14 protein-coding genes and 1 riboswitch are annotated in these 16,092 nt (G+C 66.5%); of the genes, 4 read left to right on the top strand and 10 right to left on the bottom strand.

Going from position 1 to position 16,092, the window contains the following annotated elements; all coding sequences use genetic code 11:
* Nucleotides 1–44: 44 nt before the first annotated feature.
* From LWE61_RS10010 to LWE61_RS09990, 5 genes are all read right to left on the bottom strand, one after another.
* Nucleotides 45–878, bottom strand: a complete 834-nt coding sequence (locus LWE61_RS10010; protein WP_234149917.1) for an IclR family transcriptional regulator — start codon at nt 876–878, stop codon at nt 45–47.
* Between the two features lie 465 nt (nt 879–1,343).
* On the bottom strand, nt 1,344–1,913 hold the full coding sequence (locus LWE61_RS10005; RefSeq protein WP_234149916.1) for a TMEM165/GDT1 family protein: 570 nt from the start codon (nt 1,911–1,913) through the stop codon (nt 1,344–1,346).
* Nucleotides 1,914–1,947: 34 nt separating this feature from the next.
* A riboswitch (yybP-ykoY riboswitch) is annotated at nt 1,948–2,122 on the bottom strand.
* A 145-nt stretch (nt 2,123–2,267) separates the two neighbouring features.
* Nucleotides 2,268–3,092 (bottom strand): enoyl-CoA hydratase/isomerase family protein, encoded by an 825-nt coding sequence (locus LWE61_RS10000; protein ID WP_234149915.1) that lies wholly within the window; start codon nt 3,090–3,092, stop codon nt 2,268–2,270.
* A gap of 15 nt (nt 3,093–3,107) precedes the next feature.
* Nucleotides 3,108–5,318: an acyl-CoA dehydrogenase family protein gene (locus tag LWE61_RS09995; RefSeq protein ID WP_234149914.1), complete on the bottom strand. Its 2,211-nt coding sequence runs from the start codon at nt 5,316–5,318 to the stop codon at nt 3,108–3,110.
* Nucleotides 5,319–5,569: 251 nt separating this feature from the next.
* Complete coding sequence (locus tag LWE61_RS09990) at nt 5,570–6,400, bottom strand: coniferyl-alcohol dehydrogenase (protein WP_234149913.1); 831 nt, start codon at nt 6,398–6,400, stop codon at nt 5,570–5,572.
* Between the two features lie 871 nt (nt 6,401–7,271).
* On the opposite strand from LWE61_RS09990, the gene LWE61_RS09985 reads away from it, so the two are divergent.
* From LWE61_RS09985 to LWE61_RS09970, 4 genes are all read left to right on the top strand, one after another.
* Nucleotides 7,272–7,676 (top strand): Zn-ribbon domain-containing OB-fold protein, encoded by a 405-nt coding sequence (locus tag LWE61_RS09985; RefSeq protein WP_234149912.1) that lies wholly within the window; start codon nt 7,272–7,274, stop codon nt 7,674–7,676.
* A gap of 3 nt (nt 7,677–7,679) precedes the next feature.
* Nucleotides 7,680–8,864 (top strand): thiolase family protein, encoded by a 1,185-nt coding sequence (locus LWE61_RS09980; protein ID WP_234149911.1) that lies wholly within the window; start codon nt 7,680–7,682, stop codon nt 8,862–8,864.
* 4 nt (nt 8,865–8,868) lie between these two features.
* On the top strand, nt 8,869–9,618 hold the full coding sequence (locus LWE61_RS09975) for a DUF2889 domain-containing protein (RefSeq protein WP_234149910.1): 750 nt from the start codon (nt 8,869–8,871) through the stop codon (nt 9,616–9,618).
* A gap of 241 nt (nt 9,619–9,859) precedes the next feature.
* The gene (locus tag LWE61_RS09970; protein ID WP_234149909.1) at nt 9,860–11,077 is read left to right on the top strand and encodes an amidohydrolase family protein; all 1,218 of its coding nucleotides are present in this window, start codon (nt 9,860–9,862) and stop codon (nt 11,075–11,077) included.
* Between the two features lie 142 nt (nt 11,078–11,219).
* On the opposite strand, the gene LWE61_RS09965 is transcribed toward LWE61_RS09970, so the two are convergent.
* The 5 genes from LWE61_RS09965 to LWE61_RS09945 are packed head-to-tail and all read right to left on the bottom strand — an operon-like array spanning nt 11,220 to nt 16,075.
* A complete protein-coding gene (locus tag LWE61_RS09965) occupies nt 11,220–11,987 on the bottom strand; it encodes an SDR family NAD(P)-dependent oxidoreductase (protein ID WP_234149908.1) in 768 nt (255 codons plus the stop codon).
* Nucleotide 11,988: 1 nt separating this feature from the next.
* Complete coding sequence (locus LWE61_RS09960; RefSeq protein WP_234149907.1) at nt 11,989–12,753, bottom strand: SDR family NAD(P)-dependent oxidoreductase; 765 nt, start codon at nt 12,751–12,753, stop codon at nt 11,989–11,991.
* A 29-nt stretch (nt 12,754–12,782) separates the two neighbouring features.
* On the bottom strand, nt 12,783–13,787 hold the full coding sequence (locus LWE61_RS09955) for an alpha/beta hydrolase (protein WP_234149906.1): 1,005 nt from the start codon (nt 13,785–13,787) through the stop codon (nt 12,783–12,785).
* A 33-nt stretch (nt 13,788–13,820) separates the two neighbouring features.
* Nucleotides 13,821–15,071, bottom strand: coding sequence for an MBL fold metallo-hydrolase (locus tag LWE61_RS09950; protein ID WP_234149905.1), 1,251 nt, complete (start codon nt 15,069–15,071; stop codon nt 13,821–13,823).
* Nucleotides 15,068–16,075: a zinc-dependent alcohol dehydrogenase gene (locus tag LWE61_RS09945; protein WP_234149904.1), complete on the bottom strand. Its 1,008-nt coding sequence runs from the start codon at nt 16,073–16,075 to the stop codon at nt 15,068–15,070. Before LWE61_RS09945 ends, LWE61_RS09950 begins: the two co-directional genes overlap by 4 nt.
* Nucleotides 16,076–16,092: the final 17 nt, after the last annotated feature.

The raw sequence follows: 16,092 nt of genomic DNA, 5'->3' as shown, positions 1-16,092 counted from the left end.
CGGCCAAGGGTTATGGGGCGTGCGGGGCGGAGCCGCCCGGATCGTCAGCCGCCCTGCGCTGCCCGATGGCCGAGTGTCCGGGAGATGGCGCGCGCCTCCTCCCGGGCCAGCGTCGCCAGTTCCATCAGCCGGTCCTGCGAGCGGGAACTGGGCGCGGCGATGATGAGCGCGCCGATCACCGCGCCGCCTGCGTCGCGGATCGGGGCGGCGGTGCCGGTGACGCCATCCTCCATCTCATCCACGGTCTGGGCGAGGTCGGCGGCGCGCACCTCCTCCACGATGGCGGCCAGACGGCGCGGCGTGACGGCCGGGCGGGAACTGACCTGCCGGGGCTGGTAATGGTCGATATAGCGGGCAGCGTCCGCCGCGCCGGCGACGGCGAGCAGCAGGCGGCCCCCCGCCGTGCAATAGAGTGGGCGGCGGTCGCCCGCCGACACGGCAAAGCGGATCACGTTGCGGCTTTCGACCGCATCGACATAGGTCATGGTCTGGCCATCCTCGTCCCGGACGCCGAACAGCACAGTCTCGCCGGAACGGTCGGCCAGACGGCGCATCCCCTCCCGCACCAGATCCGACGACTGGATGCGCCGCCGCGCCTCCATCAACGCGCTGCCGAGGCCGAAGGCGCCGGGGCCGAGCCGATAGCTCCCATCCGCGAACAGCAGCACGTCGCTGTCGGTCAGGCCGCGCAGCAGGGCGGCGAGGCTGCTCTTGGGCGTGTCCAGCAGGCGGGACAGGTCGGCGAGGCCGACAGGGCCGTCGGCGGCGCACAGCGCCTCCAATATGCGGATGACGCGGGTGACGGACTGGGGGGAATTCAAACGGCGGTCATCGGCGGTCATCGCGCGGACAGGCTCCACTGGGCCGGGGAATGGCATGCATTATCGCAACTCCATCCGATGCCCGTGGGGGTGCAGGCTGTCAACCAAGGGGCGTGGCGGTGGGCTGGGGAGGGAGTGTGGATGCCCGCTGCGCAAATAGGGGGCGTGCCCAGGCGAGCGATGCGGGAAGGAAGGCGAGAGGCGGATGGCGAGGCGCGCAGGCGGCGCACGGCTGGGTGGGTGGCGGAGTCGATCGGCGGCAAGCTGGAGCAAGTTTTGACCCGATAGCATCGGCCCGACGCCCTGGCCTTTTGATCCATCGCTTTTCCCGTCACCCCGCCTCCAGCGCGTAATGACGTCGGATTGCCCCACCCTCGCCCTTGCGAGCGCAGCGAAGCACGCCGCAGGGGATGGGTTGGGCTGCGTCCACCTGCGGTTCGCTGCGCTCGCAAGAACGACTCACGGAAAAGTCATCGCGCTCTAACGGCGGGTGGAGGGAAATCCTCCACCCGTACGGAAAAATCAGATCCACCCCGCCGTCTGCACCAGCAACCACAGGCCGATCAGCAGGAACAGCGACGCCGCCACCATCCGCACGACGTTGAGCGGCACCCGCTTGATAAGTTCATGGCCCAGAAAGACGGCGGGCACATTGGCGATCATCATGCCCAGCGTCGTGCCGATCATCACCGGCACCACCTCGTTGAAGCGCGCGCCCAGCGCGATGGTGGCGATCTGCGTCTTGTCGCCCATCTCCACGAGGAAAAAGGCGATGGTCGTGGTCACGAACGCCCCGAACCGTGCGGGCTTGTCCTCCAGATCGTCGATCTTGTCCGGCACCAGCGTCCAGATCGCCATGGCAATGAAGGACAGCGCAATCAGGTAGCGGAACCATAGGCCGTCGAGGATCGACGCCACCTGTTGCCCGACCAGCGCGGCGAGGAAATGATTGGCGAGGGTCGCGACCAAAATGCCGCCGATGATCGGCCAGGGCCGCCGGAACCGGGTGGCCAGCAGGATGGCGAGCAATTGCGTCTTGTCACCGATTTCGGCGAGCGCGACGACGGCGGTGGAGGTTAACAGGGCTTCCAAGGCAGGTCTCCGGGCCGGGCAATTCGATGATTCCAACGACATCGCACCTCCCCGCCCGGCATGGACGGAGATGCGACGCCATTGGTCTCGCCCGAACAGGCGGGACATGTCCCGCCGTCGTTCCTCCCGCACCACGGCCTCTCGACCGAGTATGTTGACGCGGAAGCCCTTCCCGAAAGAAGGCTGGCTACTCCCCAGATGACCGGATCGCGATACGGCATGATGGCCGGACGTGCAAGGGGCCGTCAAAGGCCGGCATCGTCACCGGCCCTGCATTGGCCCGGCATCGACGGGACGCCGCCGACCCGCGATCCCGCAGCCCCTGTGTCGGGAACTGCGGCATCGCGTGGTGGATCAGCCCTTCTTGCCGCCCACATTCTTCACATAGGCTTCCATGCGTTCCAGATATTCCGGGTTCAGCATCAGCGCGCTGTTCGCCATCCGCTCGACATGGCGGCCCATTTCGGGGCCGAGTTCGGCGGCCAGCTCGATCGCGACCTTCGCCGCGCCCATCTGTTCGCCATTCTGCTTGGCGAGGTGACGGCAGAAATCCATCACTTCGTCCTCGAACGTCTCGTCGGCAATCACCTGATGCACGAGGCCCATGGTGAGGGCCATGTCCGCGTCCGCGGGCTTGTTCGCCATGATGAGCCAGCGCGCCCAGTGCGCGCCGCACAGCCGCGTCAGGCGGCTGACACCGTTGGAAGCGGGCAGGGTGCCGAAAAGACCCTCCGGGAAGGCGTAGGATGCGCTCTTGGCGGCAAGGCGGAAGTCGCAGGACAGCGACATTTCGAGGCCGCCGCCCACGCATTTCGCCTGATGCGCCACCACGATCGGCTTCTCGATATGCTCCATCTCGTCATAGATGCGGTGCATGCCGTTCAGGTTGATGCGGTGATTTTCCCGGATGCCGCGCGCGCTGCGGCCCTGCTCGATATATTTGCGCCCTGTGCCGCTCTTGAGGTCCGCGCCCGCGCTGAAATAGCGGCCCGTCGCGCGGATCAGCATGACCTTCAGTTCCGGCGTGTCGCGGAAATGATAGACCGCCTCGTCGAACAGCTCCATCAACTGCCATGACAGGGCGTTGAGCTTTTCCGGGCGGTTGAGGGTTACGATCAGGATGCCGTCCCGCTCCTCGGTCAGGAGGTGCGGGGCTTCGGTCGTGGTGTCCGTCGTCATCTGCTGCTTCCCCTCTCAGCCGCGCGTGCGCGGCATGCCGAGCGCCTTTTCGGCGACCATGGAGCGGTGCACTTCGCTGCTGCCACCATAGATGGTCGTGCCCTGCGCATGGCGATAGCATTGGTTGAGGAAGCCCGCAGGCCCCTCCCGCTTCGACAGCGAATAGGGGGCGGTGAGGTCGAGCAGGTCGCGCGAATCCGCCTGGAAACATTCTGACGAGAACATCTTGGCCATCGGACCGACGCCTTGCAGATTCTTCTTGTTCACGCTGCCCCAGATGGAGCGGAAGGTGAGCAGGTCGGCAACGACGAGGCTGGCATAGGTCTTGGCCAGACGCTGCTGCGCCTGCGGTTCCTCGATCAGGCTATGGTCGCCCACGCGGATCTCGCGCGCCAGTTCCTCCGCGGCCTTCTGCATGGCGCGCTGCACCTTGCCGAAACCGCCGCCATGCTCCAGCTCAAGGCCCGCCGTCATGGTGCGCGCGCCGTCATGGATGCCGCCCAGACGATAGCTGTCGGGGATCGGCACATTGTCGTAAAAGGTGATGTTGGTCCGCTCGTCCATGAAGGTGTGAACGGCCTGCACCGTCACCCCCTCCGTCTTCAGCGGCACGATGAACATGGTCAGGCCCTTGTGCTTCGTCGCTTCCGGGTCGGAGCGGGTCAGCATGAAGACATAATCGGTGATGTTCGCGCCCGACGTCCACATCTTGGTGCCATTGATGCGCCACGATCCGTCCGGCTCCTGCGAGGAGCGGCACTGGGCGGCGAACACGTCGGACCCCGAACCCGGCTCCGAATAACCCAGGCTGGTGATGACCTCGCCGCTCAGCATCTTGGCGAGGATATTTTCCTTCACCTCGTCGCTGCCGAAGCGATAGAGGATCGCGCCGACCATCGCGGTCACATTATGCGCGGGGTTGTTGTAGCCGGTATGCTCGAACGCCTCCATGGCGGCCAGCTTGGCATAGGGGGTGATGCCGCGGCCGCCCATCTCCTTGGGCCAGCCGAGGAAGAGCAGGCCCGCGTCGGCCAAGGCCTTGTTGATGCGCGGGTTATAGCCTTCCCAGCTGAAGTGGAACTTGGCCTTTTCCTCGTCCGTCACCTGCGTTTCGAAGAAGTCGGCGATCTCCTTCTGGATCATCCGCGCTTCGTCGCCCAGGTCGAATTCGATCGGCGTCTCGCCCACATCGGGCAGGGATACGGCGGCGCCCGCATAGCGGCGGCTGCCCGCATCCTCCAGATGGCGCTTGGGATCGCCATAGACCAGCGGCCATGCCTTGGCGCGCAGGTTGAACAGGTGAATGTCATATTCGGTGCTGAGGCCATAGCCGCCGAAGGTGTGGAGCGCGCGCGCCACGCTGGTGCCCGCGGCCTCCGCACTCCACCATGCGGCGAGGGAGATGATCGTGCCTGCATCCTCGTCACCATCGGCGATGGAGCGGATGGCCTTCCACACCATCAGCCTGCCGCCGTCGACGTGGCAAAGCTGGTCCGCAAGCGGGTGGGACACGCCCTGGAACTGGCCGATGAACTGGCCGAACTGCTTGCGTTCGCCGGAATAGGCGGCGGCGAGTTGCAGGGCCTGGCGCCCCAGACCGGCAAGCGCGGCGGAGATGAGCAGCTTCCATTCCTCGACCGCCTGCTCGAACGCTTTGACCGCGTCCGCGCCGGACCCCAGCACGATGCGGGGATGGGCGGACAGGTCGATCTCCGCGATGGGGGTGGATGCGAGATTCGGCTCGCTGCTGCGGGCACTCTCCGGGATGGAAACGAGGACGATGCTGTCGCCGTCGCGCGCCACGATGGCCTCCGCAACGGAACCGCCGCCGACCCACTGGCGCGGCTGTGCGGCGCTGTCGTGCAGGGCGATGGTCGCCACGGCTTCACCGGTGCCGACCCGTTCCAGCAGCGCCTCCGCCTCCGCGCCGCCAAGGATGGCGAGCAGGCGCGCGGTGACGAGCGTTTCGGCGAGCGGACCGGAGGCCAGCGTGCGGCCCGCCTCTTCCATCAGCAGCACGGCGTCGAACAGGCCCATGCCGAGACCACCGGACGCCTCCGGCACGCGGATCGAGAAGGCGCCCAGTTCGCCCAGACCCTTCCACAGTTCCGCGTCGAAACCCGAAGGTTCGGCGGCGCGAACGCGGATGGTGCTGCTATGCTCGTCCAGAAAGCGCGCGAACATATCGCGCATCATTTCCTGATCGTCGGTGAGGTCGAAGTTCATCCTGGCATCCTCGGTCGGGTGGTCGGTTTGGCGTGGGATATATCCCTTGGGTGATCTGCCGCACCATGATTCTGCGTCGGCGTCAACCGCTGGCGCGATATTTTGAAAGCGGTTGCAGGCCCGTTTCGGCCATGGAAAAGGGGCGGCCGCACCCTGGTGACCGCCCCGATCCTATATAAGGTCAGCGTTGTCCGGCGCACCGACGATCGTCGGCGCGCCGTGCGGGCGGGGTGTCGGCCCCGCCGGGGACATCATGCGGTCGGCGCGGCGCGCTTCATCATCTTGCTGAGGTCGACCTGGCCGGTCGCAACGCCGCCCATGAAGCCGCCGTCCACGGGCAGGACGACGCCGTTGATGATGCTGGCCAGCGCGCTGTTGAGGAGGACGAGGCCGCCCGCCTGCTCTTCCGGGGTGGAGTAGCGGCCCATCGGCTCGGCGGCGGCGTCCACCACATCCTTGCCCGACGCGGCGTGGAATTCGGCCATCATCGGCGTCTGGGTGGGCGACGGCAGGGTGCAGTTGATGCGGATGCCCTTCTTGATGAGGTGCGCGCCCAGGAACTGCGTCCAGACGATCACATTCTCCTTGGAGAAGGCATAGCCGCTGTCGATCGTCTCCGGGTTGGCCTCGCACCAGTCCAGACCGGCCTGAAAACCCTTGGTGGTGATGAATTCCATGTTGGTGGGGATGCGGCGGCTCCAGCCCAGGCCGCCGGTGGAGGCGATGCTGGCGATGGCGCTGCCCTCGCCCATCAGGGGCAGGATCGTCTCGGTCAGGTGGCGGGTGCCGAGGAAGTTGACCTTCATCACGTCCAGCGCGGGAAAGGACTGGGGCAGGCCGGCGCAGTTGAACAGGCCGTCGATGCGGCCATTGCCCAGACCGGCGACGCCGGCCTCGATCGACGCGGGATCGCGCAGGTCGACCTTGGTGAAGGAGGCGAGCGACAGGTTGCTGTCCTTATAGTCGAAGCCATGCACTTCCGCGCCAAGCTCCGTCAATATCCGTGCGGTGGCCTCGCCCATGCCGGAAAAGACGCCGGTGACGACGACGCGCTTGCCCTTGTAGCCCAGATAATCGCTCATTTCATACTCCCTGACAGGGTTTGACAGGCTGCCGGGGCAGCCGGGGTTTCGGTGGTCGGGCCGCTTTGGGGGCGGCCCGTGCAATCGGTTGTCGTCATGCCCGGCGCGGAGGGTCCGGTGGGGTGGAAACGGTTGCCGCACGGCGCGATCCTATCCCTGCCATCCCTCTCCCCGCCATCGGGCATGGTGTCATTGGTCTGCCGGGATACCGCCGTCAGGACTGTCGCGCCAATGGCTCCGGCCTGCCCGTTCCTGCGATCCTCCCGTGCATGTCGTCCTTACGGCTTCTCTCTCCATGGCCATGGCCGACCCGTCCATGGTGGCGGGCCTTATAGACCTGCCGGCATCGTCCGGGCGAGCGGGCCTCTCTTGTCCCATGTGTCGCGATAATGGTCCATAAAGGAAACTTGTCGGTCCTTGCACCTGCATGGTTTCCTGTCCGCGCCTGATCGCCATGGCGATGCATTGCCTTTCGGGGGAGAGGCGTGATCGCAGGAGCGATTTCGAACCGGCGCATCCCCGGCCCGCGTTGCATTTGCAGCGGGTGAGGGGGACAGGAAAGCGGCCCGGCGCAAAGTCGGGCTGGCGCTGCGGGACCGGGTGGGTAGAATATCCCGCCTGACGGAGCGACCGGCGGGCGGACAGGGTCGTGCGGCGACATGGCGGAGGGGAGAGAGGAAAATGTCTTCAAGGCCAATGGCGCGCGTTTCGCCTCGCGGCCTGTCCAGCTCCCGCTCGCCATATGCCCCGCCCGATTCCGACAGGGGACGAGCCGCCGGACCGGCCTGTCCACCACCCCAGTCGCCAGATCCCAATCGCCCGACTTCTGTCGTTCAACTGATGCCCCAATCTTGATGTGGAGCCCCGCCCGATGAGTGCCAAACGACCCAGACCCCGCCTCGACGCCGCGAACCGCCCGTTCTGGACGGGGGGATCGGAGGGTCGGCTGAACATCGTCAAATGTGACGACTGCGGCCAGTTTACCCACCCGCCGCGCCAATTCTGCCGCCATTGCCAGTCGGAAAATGCCGCGCCCTTTGCTGTCGCGGGCACCGGCGTCATCGACACGATGACGGTCAATCACCAGCCCTGGCTGCCGGGCCTGGAAGTGCCCTTCGTCATCGCCCGCGTAAAGCTGGACGATGCACCGGGCGTCTATCTCACCACCAACATCGTCGGCTCGCCGGTCGAGGCGGTCGAGATCGACGACAAGGTCAAGGTCGTGTTCGAGGAACAGGACGGCATCTGGTTTCCCCTGTTCGAAAAGGTCGCCTGAACCATGGCCCATAATAGCAAGGGTTCGGCGTCCGAAGCCTATATCACCGGTATCGGCCAATCGGAGGTCGGCGTGCGCGTCGAGCGGTCCGCCCTCGGCCTGACCATGGACGCGATCAAGCAGGCGGTGGCCGATGCGGGCCTGACCTTCGACCAGATCGACGGCGTCGCCACCTATCCGGGTCGCATGGCGGGTTTCCTCGGCTTCTCGCCCATCGGCGCGGACGAGGTGATCGAGGTGTGCGGGATCAAGGCGCGCTGGCACATGGGCGGCGGCGAACTGCCGGCCCAGCTTTCCGCCATCGCGGAAGCGGCCATGGCCGTAAAGACCGGGCAGGCGCGCCATGTCATCGTGTTCCGCACCGTGTATGAGGCGGCGGCCCTGTCGCGCCCCGACGAATTTCCCGCCCTGCGCCGCGAGACGGTGGATGGCGCCTCGCAATGGACGGCGCCCTTCTACGCCATTTCGGCGGCGACATGGGTGGCGCAATATGCGTCGCGGCACATGAAGCGGTACGGCATGACGCGCGAGCAGCTTGCCCAGATCGCGCTGAACGCCAACCGCAATGCGCTGCTCAATCCCAATGCGCGCAACATCACGAAAAAGCCGCTGACGCTGGACGAGTATATGGAGGCGCGGCTGATCTCGACGCCCTTCTGCCTCTATGACTGCGATCGTTTCTCCGACGCTGCGACGGCGGTGATCGTGTCGGCGGGCGACACGCTGGACGAGGTCAAGGCGACGCCGATCCGCATCGCGGCGACGGCGGGCAAGGTGGATCGCTATAGCTGGGATCAGGCCGAATGGGTCGCGGCCTATGCCACCGGGCCGGACCTGTGGGCCAAGACCGACTATACGCCCAAGGACGTCGACACCGTGCAATTCTACGACGGGTTCGCCTTTTTCCCGATCACCTGGCTGGAGGGCCTTGGCTTTTGCAAGGTGGGCGAGGGGCATGAGTTCATCGAGGGCGGCACCCGGATCGCGCGCGATGGCGAATTGCCGTTGAACACGGCGGGCGGGCAGTTGGGGGCGGGCCGCCTCCATGGCTTCGGCTTTGCCTATGAAGCGGTGGCGCAGTTGCGCAAGGAAGCGGGCGAGCGGCAGATACCGGGCGATCCGAAGGTCGCGGTGGCGACGTCGGGCGGCGGTCCGCTGGCCGCTGCGCTGCTGCTGGCGCGGGACTGAGGCCATGACGGGAGGCGCGGGCGAACGGCTGGATGACCTGTCGGGCTATCGTCGGCGTTTCCTCGTCACGCCCGGCGCGGGCTGGGTGACGGCGGCGCTGGAGGATGACTATCACAGCATGGCGGTGACGCTGGTGCATGACGGCACGACCGTTACCGCCGTGGAGCCGGTCATGGAGCGCGCGCCCTGGACCACCTGTCCCGGCGCGCCGCTCACGCTGGTGGAGACCTTCACCGGCGTGGCGCTGGCCGATGTGGCGGCGCGGGGGGAGAAGTCGGTGAACTGCACCCACCTCCACGACCTCGCCACGCTGGCGGCGGCGCACGCGGGTGATGCCGGACCGACCCGGTACGACATTCTGGTCAGCGATCATCATGACGGCCGCAACGCCTCCGAGATTCGGCGCAATGGCCAGCTTGTCCACCGTTGGGAGATGGATGGCGGCTTCACCATGCGCGTGCCGGATGCGGTGGCGGGCCAGAATATCATGAAGCTGCGCGGCTGGATCGAGACTCTGGCACCCGCCGAGAAGGAAGCCGCGAAGCTGCTGCAATGGGGCAGCATCGTCGCCCATGGCCGCACGCGACCCATCGACCAGCAGTCCGACGCCAGCAAGATGCCGCCGAGCTGCTACACGTTCCAGCCGGAGAAGGCGGCGGTGGCCAAGCGCGTCGGCCTCATCATCGACTTCAGCCTGGACGAGGGGCGCGAACCGCTCGACCATTTCGACGGGCGGCAGTTCGTCGCACCCTGACAGGGGGGGGCGGGGCGGCGCGCGCGGTCGCCTGCCCCGCGTCCTGATGGCCAGGGTTCGCGGTTCACCCATGCCCTGCGCCATGACGGCAAGAGGGCGACTTCGGCCTTGTCCTCCCCCATTGCCCCGCGTTTCGCGCCCCGTCGGCGCTCTTGCGTCCGATCCGACAGCCCGCCCGTCTGCCCTGATACGCATTGCGTTGCTGGCCGGGGTCTTGCTCCATAGGCTGCTGAGATAAGCCGTGCGCTGTCCCAAGGCGCACCTGATGGAGGGATGCCGGATGGCCGATGTGGACGTGAACCGGGAGATTGTGGCGGCGCCGCGCGTCGCCGATTATGTCGTGGATGCGGATGTGCATGTCACCCCGCCGCCGACGATGTGGGCGGACTATCTCTCGCCCGAATTCCGCCCGTTCGCGCCGACCGTGGAGAGCGACGGCGAGTTCGACTATGTCGTGTTCGAGGGTAACCGCCGCAAGATCAACCTGATGGCGTCGCAGGCCGGGCGATCCGGCAAGGAGTATAAGAATCAGGGCCGCCTGTCCGACCAGCGGCAGGGCGGATGGATGGCGCCGCAGCGACTGCTCGACATGGACCGGGACGGGATGGACAAGGCGATCATCTTTGGCGGTGGGCCGCTCGCCACGTCCCATTACGAACTCTATCTCGACAGCTATGACGCCTATAATCGCTGGTGCGCCGATTTCTGCTCGGCGGACCCGAAGCGGCTCTATGCCGCCGCCTTCATCCCGATGGTGGAGGTGCCGCAGGCGGTGACGATGCTGAAGGCGGCCAAGGAACGGGGCGCGGTCGCGGTCAATATCCCGGCCTTTCCGCAATCGCCCAACAAGTTCACGAAAAAGGACTCGCAGTTTCAGGCGCTGACCGGCGATGCGGAGGGTAATCGCCAGTATCGCGATGCGGAGTTCGATCCCTTTTGGGCGGCGGCGGTGGACCTCGACATGGCGATCACCTTTCACCTCGGCGCGCGGGTGTCCCGCTTTCAGGACAAGGTGAATTTCCTGCCCGACATCGCGATGGGCAAGCCCGCGATGCTCGAAATGGTGGGGATCATGCTCTATGGCGGCGTCTTCGACCGTTTCCCCAAGCTGCGGATCGGCCTGATCGAATCCGGGGTGGGCTGGATACCCTGGGCAGCCCATTACATGGACCGGACGTGGGAGATGCAGCGGTACTGGACCGAGTGCAAGATCCTCAACCCGCCCAGCTTCTACTTCGACCAGAATGTCTATGCGTCGTTCATCAGCGACCCCATCGGCGTCGAACTGCGCGGGCATCCGGGGGGCAGGAATATCATGTGGTCATCCGACTATCCCCATTCGGAGACGACATTCCCGCACAGCCACAGGGTGATCGAGGAGAATTTCCGGGGCGTGCCGAGGGCCGAACGCGACTGGATCATCGCGGGATGCGCGGAGAAATTCTTTGGACTGGGGTGAGGGCTGTTGTCAGGGGAGACCGATACGATGCGGCCTCCCGCGTTACAGAATCGCCCCCTCGTCATGGCTCCGCTGCGCTCGCAATGGCGACTGTTGAGGGGGAGGGAGGAACCTTAGGCTCCCTCCCCTCCCGCAAGAACCATCACCCCCGCGAAATCGCATGGCCTCCATCGACGGCCAGTTGCGCGCCGGTGACATAGGAGGACAGGTCGCTGACCAGATAGAGGATCGCGCCGACAATCTCCTCCGGCTCGCCGCCGCGGCCCAGCGGCTGGGCCTTTTTCGCATGGTCCGCGAAACCGTCGGAGCGCGACCAGCTTTTGGTGCCGTCGGTGTGGAAGGGGCCAGGCATGACGGTGTTGACCCGCACCTTCGGCCCGAACTCCTTGGCAAAGCTCTGCGTCAATATGTTGAGGCCCGCCTTGGCCGCCGCATAGGGGGCGAAATAGGGTTCGGGGCGCAGCGATCCGGTCGAGCTGATGTTGATGATCGCGCCGCCGTCCTGCTCCACCATCTGCGCGCCGAACAGGGCGGACAGGCGAAAGGCGGAACGCAGGTTGACCGCGATGATCTGGTCAAAGGCGGCCTGATCCGTCTCGACGGAGGAGGGCGAGACGGGCGACTTGCCCGCATTGTTGACGAGGATGCTCGCGCCGCCCCACCGCTCCGTCACCTGCGCGAACAGGCGATCGCAATCGTCCCAGCTGCCCGCGTCGAACGCATGGGCGGACGCCTGTCCGCCCGCCGCCACGACCTCCGCCGCCAGTTCCTCGCACGAGGGGAGCTTGCGGCTGGCGATGGCGACCGTTGCGCCCGCCTGCGCCAGTCCGCGCACGATGGCGCGGCCGATGCCCCGGCTGCCGCCGGTGACGACGGCGACCCGGCCGGTCAGGTCTACTGCGAACGCCATGTCAGTAGCGCCACCCGCGCATCCTGTTGCCGCCATCGCAGCTGATGACCTCATTGTTGATGAAGCGCCCCTCCGGCGAGGCGAGGAAGACATGCAGGTTGGCGATGTCGTCCGCGGTGCCGCCTTCATTGGCCATGAGCTGTGTGGAGCGCAGCGCCACCATCTTGTCCTCGCCCAGCGCGTCATGGCTGGCCGTGGTTTCCATGATGCCCGGCTCCACCGAATTGGCGCGGATGCCGTCGCCGCCCAGCTGGTTGGCCAGCGCATAGGTCATGCTGTTCAGCGTCGCCTTGGTGATGCCATAGGCGGTGGCGGGCTGGTTGGCGGCCATGGACGACTGGTTGATGATGACGCCCTTCGCCTTGGCCAGCGCGGGGCGCAGGGCGAGGGCGAGGATCACCGGCGAGACGCTGTTGATCGCGAAGAAATAAAGCCAGCGTTCCATGCTGAGGTCGGCAAAGCCGCGCGCGATGTCGTTATAGGCGAGGCCCGCATTGTTGACGAGGACGTCCACGCTGTCATGCTTCGAGAGGATGTCCGCGCCCAGCGCCTTGATCTCCGCCTCGACGCTCAGGTCGACGCGATATGTCTCGGCGTTGACGCCCAGCGCCCGGATCTCGGCGGCGGTGTCGGACAGGCCCTGCTCGTTGATGTCCACCAGGATCAGGTCGGCGCCTTCACGGGCAAAGGCGAGGGCGATGGCGCGGCCCAGCCCGGCGGCGCCCCCGGTGACGACGGCGATTTTGCCTGCGAAACGTGCGGTCATTGATCCTGCTCCAAATATAAATTCTGAAATTAGGGTCGGGCAAAGGCGCGGGCGAGGGCGGCGCTGCGTTGCCGCATCACCTCCGCCACCTGCGGCGCGTCCGGTCCTGCCGCGCCAAAGCCATGATAGCCGCCGGGCATGATGTGCAGTTCGGTGGGCACGCCCGCGCGGAGGAGGCGGCGCGCATAGTCGATGTCTTCCTCGACGAAGAGGTCGAGCGCGCCGACGGTGATGCAGGCGGGCGGCAGACCGCTGAGGTCGGCGGTGCGCGCGGGCACGGCGGCGGCGGGCACATCGTCGCCGCCCGGCTCCATGCCCAGCAGCGCGCCCCAGCCATAGCGGTTGCGCTCCGCCGTCCAGATGAACTCGCCGGTATAGGGATGGGGATCGCTGCCGCTGCCGGTCCGGTCGTCCAGCATCGGCTGGTCGAGAAGCTGGAGGCAGATGGGATAGTCGCCCCGGTCGCGGGCCAGGATGGCCAGCGCGGCGGCATGGCCACCGCCCGCGCTCTCGCCGCCCACGGCGATGCGGGACGGGTCGATGCCCAGCGCTTCCGCCTGCTCGTGCAGCCAGCGCAGCGCCGCATAGCAATCGTCCACGGGGCCGGGCCAGCGGGTTTCGGGGGCGAGGCGATAGTCGACCGACGCGACGATGCAATCCTGCTCCAGCGCGGTGGCGCGGCCCGACTGGTCGCTCATCTCCGCGCTGCCCAGCACGAAGCCGCCGCCATGGATGTGGAGGAAGGCCGGGCGCGGTGCGGCCGTTGCGGCAGGGGGTACGAACAGCAGCAGGCGCACATCGGGTGCGCCCTCCCAGCCGGGAATCAGGATGTCGCGCCGCTCGACCCGCTCCAGTTCGGGGGGCAGGGGCGGCAGCACGAAGCCGCTCGTCATCGGTCCCCCCTGCCGCAGCGCCGCGATGAACGCATCGCTGAGGTCGAACGCGGGGAAGGCGTCGATGGCGGTGACCAGTTCCGGGGCGACGAGGTGACGGGACCGGGAGGGGGGTACGTCCTTATCCACTGAATCGGCCATGTTCGTCTCCACTCCCGGTCTGTTGTTCTGATGTCAGGCCGCTGTATCGCCGTTCAGCGCCGTTTCCGCCAGACTGATTTCGGCGCGCAGCCACATCGTCTCGCTCAGGTTGCTGGAACCGGAATCCGCCAGCAACTTCTCCAGCGCGCCCTTCTTGACGGTCAGCGCGTCCCGGTTGCCCGGTTCCCCGTCCAGCGCGATGTCGAGGAGGTGCAGCGCCTCCAGCGGACGGCCCGCGACCAGATGATCGCGGGCTTTTGCCGCAAGGGCGGACGCTCCGGCCAGTGCGACGATGTCGGCGTGGACGCTGGACCGGGGCACCCCATACAGGCCGGTGGTGCCGTCCGCATAGTGGAACCAGCCGCTATGCTCGTCCCAGATCGCGCGCACGGCCCAGCGGACGGTGCCATGGAACTCACCGATCTTGAGATGATCGGGCAGGATGATCTCGCGCATCAGCTCATGCACGGACTTGCCGGCGTTCATCCCCTCGATGGTGCGGTCGCGGATATAGCTGACCGCGCCATGGAGCGTGTCGAGATCCTTTCGGATCTGCTCCTTGCCGCGCACCGGCTCGCCATGGCCGGTGATGAGCAGTTCCGGCTCCAGCGCGCGGACCCGCTCCAGCGAGGCGAGATAGTTGACGACGAGGCGGGGCTTGTCGCCGCGCGTCGTGGTCAGGTTGGGCATGGCCAGCCAGACCGGGCCGAACAGATTGCCGGTGAACACCGTCTTCTCCCCCGGCATCCACACGACGGAGGCGCACAGCGACTCGCCGCCCGGCGTCGAGATGAGTTCGAAGCTGCGGTTGCCGACGGTGAAGGCCTCATGGTCCTCCACCACTCTGTCCAGATCGACGGCGGGCGAGGGTGGCGGGTTCGGTCCCTTGCGGTTGAACGCCCACAGCTTGCCCGACCGCTTGGTCAGATAGGCGTGCAGGTCATCGAAGAACTGCCATGTCTCCGGGAAGCGCGCCTGCGCGACGGTCTGCGTGCCCGCTTCCTTCAACGTGGCGACGCCGCCGAAATGGTCCAGATGCGCCTGCGTCAGGAAGATATAGCGCAGCGGACCGGTGCGGACCTTGTCCAGTACGGCCTTGTTCTTCTCCGCGCTATGATTCATGCCCGTGTTGACCAGCACATCGCCGTCGCTCGTCGTGATCAGATAGGCGTTGGATATATCCTTGACCATGAAGATATGGTCGTTGATCGGCGTGGCGTCCGTCTGGCCCTCACCCGCCTGGACGAGAGAAGCGAGCGGTGGAGCCTTGGCGTCGGCGCTCATGCGTCGCACTCGATCATGACCTTGGCGGATTGCGGCGTGGCGGCGATCTTCAGGCCCTCCAGCACATCACCCAGCGGCAGGCGGTGGCTGATGAGCTGCTCCAGCTTGTCCTTCAGCCGGGGCAGGGCGGCGACCACGACCGGCATTTCGTCGGGGTATCCGACCGCGGTGGTGATCGTCATTTCCGTGGTCAGCATCCGGCCAAGATTAATCTCCACCGGCTTCATATGGGCGGCGGTGATGACGAGGCGCGACTGGAACTTGGCCATGTCCACCACATCGCTCAACAGGTTGGGCGCGCCCGCCGCGTCGATATAGACGTCGGTGCCCACGGCATCCCGGTTCAGCACGCGGCCCGCGCCATGATAGTCGATCAGCTTCTCGCGCACATTTTCGGTCGTGGGGTTGATGACTGCGTTGGCGCCCAGCGCCTTCGCCCGTTCCAGCCGCTCCGGCGCGAGGTCGAGCGCGACGACATGCGCGCCGCGATCCACCAGCCAGATGACCATGCCCAGGCCGATGGGACCGCAGCCGAACACCGCGACCTTGTCCCCCGCCTTCACCTGTCCACGATTGACGCCGTGCAGGGCGACGGACAGCGGCTCGGTCAGCGCGGCGATCTCATAGGGAAGATCGTCGGGCAGCGGCAGGAGATTGTCGCCCAGCCGCGCGTCCTGCACCAGCATCTGCTCGGTAAAGGCGCCTTCCGGGCCGCCGCTGCCGATGTTGCTGGGCGTGTTCATCGGGTTGATCGCGACGCGCTGGCCGATGGTGATACCCTCGACATCCTTGCCGACCGCGATCACCTCTCCGGCGGCTTCATGCCCGATCGGCGTGACGCCGCCCGGCTTGCGCATGATGCCGCCATATTTGATGTAGGTCAGGTCGCTGCCGCAGACGCCGCAGGCCTTGACCTGCACGACCACGTCCCTGTCCCCCGCGACCGGCGCGGTGCGCTCGTCGAGGCGGACGTCGTTGACGTCATGGATGTTGAGGATGCGCATGGCGATTTCCTTGTGAA

The organism is Sphingobium sufflavum, assembly GCF_021403115.1.
GTDB classification, from domain to species: Bacteria; Pseudomonadota; Alphaproteobacteria; order Sphingomonadales; family Sphingomonadaceae; genus Sphingobium; species Sphingobium sufflavum.
This window is presented reverse-complemented; position numbering and strand designations above follow the sequence as displayed.

Excerpts from the sequence above, each read along its gene's own strand:
- LWE61_RS10010 (WP_234149917.1), bottom strand. The coding sequence starts at position 878 with ATGCCATTCCCCGGCCCAGTGGAGCCTGTCCGCGCGATGACCGCCGAT.
- LWE61_RS10000 (WP_234149915.1), bottom strand. The coding sequence starts at position 3,092 with ATGACGACGGACACCACGACCGAAGCCCCGCACCTCCTGACCGAGGAG.
- LWE61_RS09995 (WP_234149914.1), bottom strand. The coding sequence starts at position 5,318 with ATGAACTTCGACCTCACCGACGATCAGGAAATGATGCGCGATATGTTC.
- LWE61_RS09990 (WP_234149913.1), bottom strand. The coding sequence starts at position 6,400 with ATGAGCGATTATCTGGGCTACAAGGGCAAGCGCGTCGTCGTCACCGGC.
- LWE61_RS09985 (WP_234149912.1), top strand. The coding sequence starts at position 7,272 with ATGAGTGCCAAACGACCCAGACCCCGCCTCGACGCCGCGAACCGCCCG.
- LWE61_RS09980 (WP_234149911.1), top strand. The coding sequence starts at position 7,680 with ATGGCCCATAATAGCAAGGGTTCGGCGTCCGAAGCCTATATCACCGGT.
- LWE61_RS09975 (WP_234149910.1), top strand. The coding sequence starts at position 8,869 with ATGACGGGAGGCGCGGGCGAACGGCTGGATGACCTGTCGGGCTATCGT.
- LWE61_RS09965 (WP_234149908.1), bottom strand. The coding sequence starts at position 11,987 with ATGGCGTTCGCAGTAGACCTGACCGGCCGGGTCGCCGTCGTCACCGGC.
- LWE61_RS09960 (WP_234149907.1), bottom strand. The coding sequence starts at position 12,753 with ATGACCGCACGTTTCGCAGGCAAAATCGCCGTCGTCACCGGGGGCGCC.
- LWE61_RS09955 (WP_234149906.1), bottom strand. The coding sequence starts at position 13,787 with ATGGCCGATTCAGTGGATAAGGACGTACCCCCCTCCCGGTCCCGTCAC.
- LWE61_RS09950 (WP_234149905.1), bottom strand. The coding sequence starts at position 15,071 with ATGAGCGCCGACGCCAAGGCTCCACCGCTCGCTTCTCTCGTCCAGGCG.
- LWE61_RS09945 (WP_234149904.1), bottom strand. The coding sequence starts at position 16,075 with ATGCGCATCCTCAACATCCATGACGTCAACGACGTCCGCCTCGACGAG.